The organism is Candidatus Desulfatibia sp. (assembly GCF_036446775.1).
Lineage (GTDB): Bacteria > Desulfobacterota > Desulfobacteria > Desulfobacterales > UBA11574 > Desulfatibia_A.
Map to the genome: position 1 here is coordinate 1 of NZ_JAZFTO010000297.1, position 4,441 is coordinate 4,441.

At 50.0% G+C, this 4,441-nt stretch carries 4 protein-coding genes; all 4 read left to right on the forward strand.

Features of this window, described 5'->3' with window-relative positions; genetic code table 11:
• Positions 1-313 (forward strand): hypothetical protein (locus tag V3S16_RS13830; protein ID WP_413885919.1); only part of this gene is annotated, 313 nt, incomplete at its 5' end.
• Between the two features lie 317 nt (positions 314-630).
• Positions 631-1,671, forward strand: coding sequence for a 3-oxoacyl-ACP synthase III (locus V3S16_RS13835; protein WP_413885921.1), 1,041 nt, complete (start codon positions 631-633; stop codon positions 1,669-1,671).
• 50 nt (positions 1,672-1,721) lie between these two features.
• A complete protein-coding gene (locus V3S16_RS13840; protein WP_413885923.1) occupies positions 1,722-2,645 on the forward strand; it encodes an alpha/beta fold hydrolase in 924 nt (307 codons plus the stop codon).
• 141 nt (positions 2,646-2,786) lie between these two features.
• Positions 2,787-4,441 (forward strand): fatty acid CoA ligase family protein (locus tag V3S16_RS13845; RefSeq protein WP_413885925.1); only part of this gene is annotated, 1,655 nt, incomplete at its 3' end.

Sequence of the window (4,441 nt, forward strand, 5' to 3'; positions counted from 1 at the left end):
CTTTTACCAGGACCCGGTCTGTCCGGGTTCTCTGGGAATTGAATCCTTCCTGCAGCTGGTCAAATTCATGGCGCTGGACCGATGGAAGGAGCTTGCCGGCAGCCACCGCTTTGAACTAATCAGCGACGATCCCCATAACTGGACCTATCGCGGCCAGGTGGTTCCGGAAAATAAAAAGGTTGAAGTTGAAGCAACGGTAACTAAAATCATTGACAGCCAGTTTCCGGGTATATATGCAAACGGTTTCATGAAAGTCTACGGGCTGTATATTTATCAAATGGAAAACTTCGGCTTTAGGTTGGTTCCTAAATAAAACGTAACCGTTCACAGGTTCAGAGGTTCAGGGTTCAAAGGTTCAGAAATTTGAACCGTTAATTTGTGAGTTCTGAATAGAGAAGGCATGAGAATAGAACGATTTGAAGATATTGAGGCATGACAGTTGGCCCGGGAGTTAACTCGGTAACCGTTCACAGGTTTAGAGTTCAGCGTTCAGGGTTACTTTTTTTGTTAACCTTTACAACTAGTCCCGAACCTTGAACCTTTGAACCCTGAACCTCTGAACGCCTACTATATCTTAGTGTCTTAGTGCCTTTGTGGCTGAACTACTACAAAACTGAGAATTAATTTACCATGCTGTATTCCAAAGTTTACATCGACGCTTTCGGCTATGAGCTGGCCCCCAACATCGTTACATCCGACGATATTGAAGAACGCCTGGAACCGCTGTACGAAACCTTGCATTTTCAAAAAGGACAACTGGAAGCAATCACCGGAATCCGGGAACGCCGCTTCTGGGATCCGGACCAAACTATGAGTAAAGGTGCTGTCAAGGCCGGCAAAAAGGCCCTTGAAGCTTCCGGTATTGCGCCTGGTGACATCGGTATGTTGATCTATGGAGGGGTCTGCCGGGACAATCTGGAGCCGGCGACCGCCTGCGCCGTGTCCCATGGTTTGGGCCTGGGTCCCGAAACCCAGATTTTTGATATCTCCAATGCCTGCCTGGGAATCATTAATGGCATGGTCCTGCTGGCCAACGCCATTGAACTGGGTCAGGTCCGGGCCGGCCTGCTGGTGTCGTGCGAATCGGCCCGCCAGATTGTAGATTCGACCATTGAGCGTCTGCTTGAAACCAGGGAGATGGAGCATTTCAAACTGACCCTGGCAACCCTTACCGGCGGTTCGGGTGCCGTCGCCGTACTTATGACGTCGGCTTCGGTCTCTAACAGGGGACACCGCCTGCTGAGCGGCGTCATCCGGAATGCGACCGACCATCATGAGCTGTGCCGCTGGGGACCGGATACCGGCATACCCGCCAGCGGACTGCATGTCATGCAGACCGATTCCGTCGGTGTGCTGCAGCACGGCGTAGCCCTCGGCATCGAAACCTACAAGGCCTTTAAAAAAGAACTCTCATGGCCGCAGGACAAGCCCGACAAGGTTATCTGCCATCAGGTGGGATCCACCCATCAGAAAAATATTTTGGCCTCTATCGGCATTCCGCCGGAGAAAGACTTCACCACATTCCAGTACTTAGGGAACATCGGCACGGTATCTCTGCCGATTACGGCTGCCATTGCTTCCGAACGTGAGTTTTTAGTTAAAAATGACCTGGTCGGTTTTTTCGGTATCGGCAGCGGCCTGAACTGCCTGATGCTGGGACTAAAATGGTAGGTCCGGGTTGCGCGTTACAAGTTACGGGTTGCGAGTTACTAATAACTGCTATGATTTGTAGAAAAAACAAGCAAATAGACATCTCATCTTTTCGGCATCTGTACCCGTTCAAATCCCGCTTTATGGACCGCAACGGTCTTAAGTACCACTTTCTGGACGAAGGTACGGGTGATGCGGTGGTAATGGTTCATGGGAACCCTACATGGTCGTTTTATTTTAGGGAGCTTATAAGTGAGCTGTCTCCGCAATTCCGCGTTGTTGTGCCGGATCATATCGGCTGCGGCCTGTCTGACAAACCCGGCACAAGCAAATATGATTACAGACTGAAAAGTCGCGTTAAGGACCTGGAGGCCCTGCTTGATCATCTTGGATTGAACAATAAAATTACCCTCGTACTGCACGACTGGGGAGGTATGATCGGGATGGCTTATGCCTTGAAGCATCCACAACGGATCCGCAGATTTGTGATTCTGAACACCGCCGCCTTTTTTCCGCCCAAGGGTAAAACGCTTCCCATGCGACTCCGGCTGGTGCGCAATGTCAGACCGCTTGCAACTCTGGCGGTTCAAGGATTCAATCTTTTTGCCTGCGGGGCGTCGGTTATGGCCGCTCACAAAAGACTGTCCCGGGCTGTTAAATCCGGCCTGACGGCCCCATACAACTGCTGGGGAAACCGCATCGCAACCCTTAAGTTCGTGCAGGATATCCCTGTCAGCAAAAAAGATCCCAGCTACGGCCTGGTTAAAAATGTGGATCAAAACCTGCATCAACTGGCACACGTTCCCATGCTGATCTGTTGGGGCCGGCGCGACTTTGTTTTTGACACCGATTATTTGCACGAGTGGCAGCGCCGTTTTCCGGATGCCGAGGCACATCTATTTGCAGATGCCGGCCACTATGTTTTAGAGGATAAGCCGGATGAAATCGTGCTTCTGGTTAAAGAATTCTTATCACGCAAACGCGAAAACACTTAACTATTCAGCCACTAAGACACAAAGTCACAAAGACTGGGAATGAATTATCAACCTTAATGATTCAGTTTTATTGGTTAAATTATTACTATAATCTTAGTGTCTTAGTGCCTTTGTGGCTAAACCATTGCAAAAGTACAAAAGATGAAACCGCCAGATAAAAATAATAGCAACAATTTTACAAACGTTGCTTCTCATCTGCAACGCATGGCCGCCCTGCAGCCCTATAAGCGGGCGGTGGTCTGTCCGGCCGGCCGGGACAAAAACAATCGTGTTGCTTACAACCATCTCACCTTCCAGCAACTTGACCAGGAATCCGACTGCCTGGCTCACGGGTTTGAAAAAGCCGGCATAAAACGCGGTACCCGCACTATATTAATGGTAAAACCCAGCCTGGATTTTTTTACGATAATATTTGCTTTTTTTAAAACCGGAGCTGTGCCGGTCGTAGTAGACCCCGGAATGGGCATCAGACGTATGGTCGACTGTTTAAAAGCCGGCCGGCCGGAGGCCTTTATCGGTATTCCCCCTGCGCATGTACTGCGAACCCTTTACCCCAAGTTTTTCGACACGGTCAAAACATGGGTAACGGTCGGCCGGCGCTGGTTCTGGGGAGGCTTTACCCTGAACCAGATCCGTAAGGAGCCATGGAAACCATATTCCACGGCAAAAACCGGTCGGGACGACATGGCCGCCATTCTTTTTACCACCGGAAGCACAGGACCGGCTAAAGGAGCCGTATATACTCACGGCAACTTCGATGCCCAGCTTCGGCATATAAAATCCCACCTGGGTTTAACCATGGATGAAATTGATCTTTCCACGTTCCCGCTTTTTGCTCTATTCTGGCCGGCCCTGGGAATAACGTCGATCATCCCGGATATGGACCCTACCAAACCGGCCCTTGCGAACCCTGAAAAGATCATCGAAACAATTCGGGACCAGGGGGTGACAAACATGTTCGCCTCACCGGCTCTATTAAAACGCTTGGGCGCCTACGGTAAACGCAAAAGCATAAAGCTGCCGTCTTTGAAAAGGGTAATTTCCGCCGGTGCACCGGTAACACCTGCTATTATTGAACAGTTCGCCTCCATGCTGTGTAATGATGCCCAAGTTCATACACCATACGGTGCTACTGAAGCGGTGCCGGTCATATCCATTGCGAGCAATGAAATCCTGTCTGAAACCAGAGAACTAAGTGAACACGGTAATGGCATCTGTATCGGTCGCCCCATTAACGACTTAAAGATTCGCATTATAAAGATCAGCGATGACCCCATCGATAAGTGGACGGATGAAATACTGGTTGCCGACGGCGAAATTGGTGAAATAACAGTAAAGGGTGACCTGGTAACCCGCCAGTACTTTGAAAGGCCCCAGGCGGATGCGCTGGCCAAGATCAAAGACCAAAATCAAATATGGCACCGGATGGGGGATCTGGGCTGGAAAGATACCAAAGGCAGGATCTGGTTCTGCGGTCGCAAAAGCCACCGTGTGGTGACCGCTGATGGAACACTTTTTAGCATTCAGTGTGAAGCCATCTTTAACAATCATCCGATGGTGTATCGCAGCGCCCTGGTCGGCATTGGTGCCGGGCTTCGACAAAAGCCGGTAATTTGTATTGAACCGGAAAAAGCTGTTGACGGTTACAATCAAAAAGAGCTCAAAAAAGCCCTTGTTGAGCTCGCCCGGCAGCACGAGCTGACAAAAAACATCGAAACCATATTGTTTCACAAGTCGTTCCCGGTAGACATCCGCCATAACTCAAAGATCTTTCGCGAAAAACTGGCTGTCTGGGC

Coding starts and splice junctions, on each gene's coding strand:
- V3S16_RS13835 (WP_413885921.1), top strand. CDS start 631: ATGCTGTATTCCAAAGTTTACATCGACGCTTTCGGCTATGAGCTGGCC.
- V3S16_RS13840 (WP_413885923.1), top strand. CDS start 1,722: ATGATTTGTAGAAAAAACAAGCAAATAGACATCTCATCTTTTCGGCAT.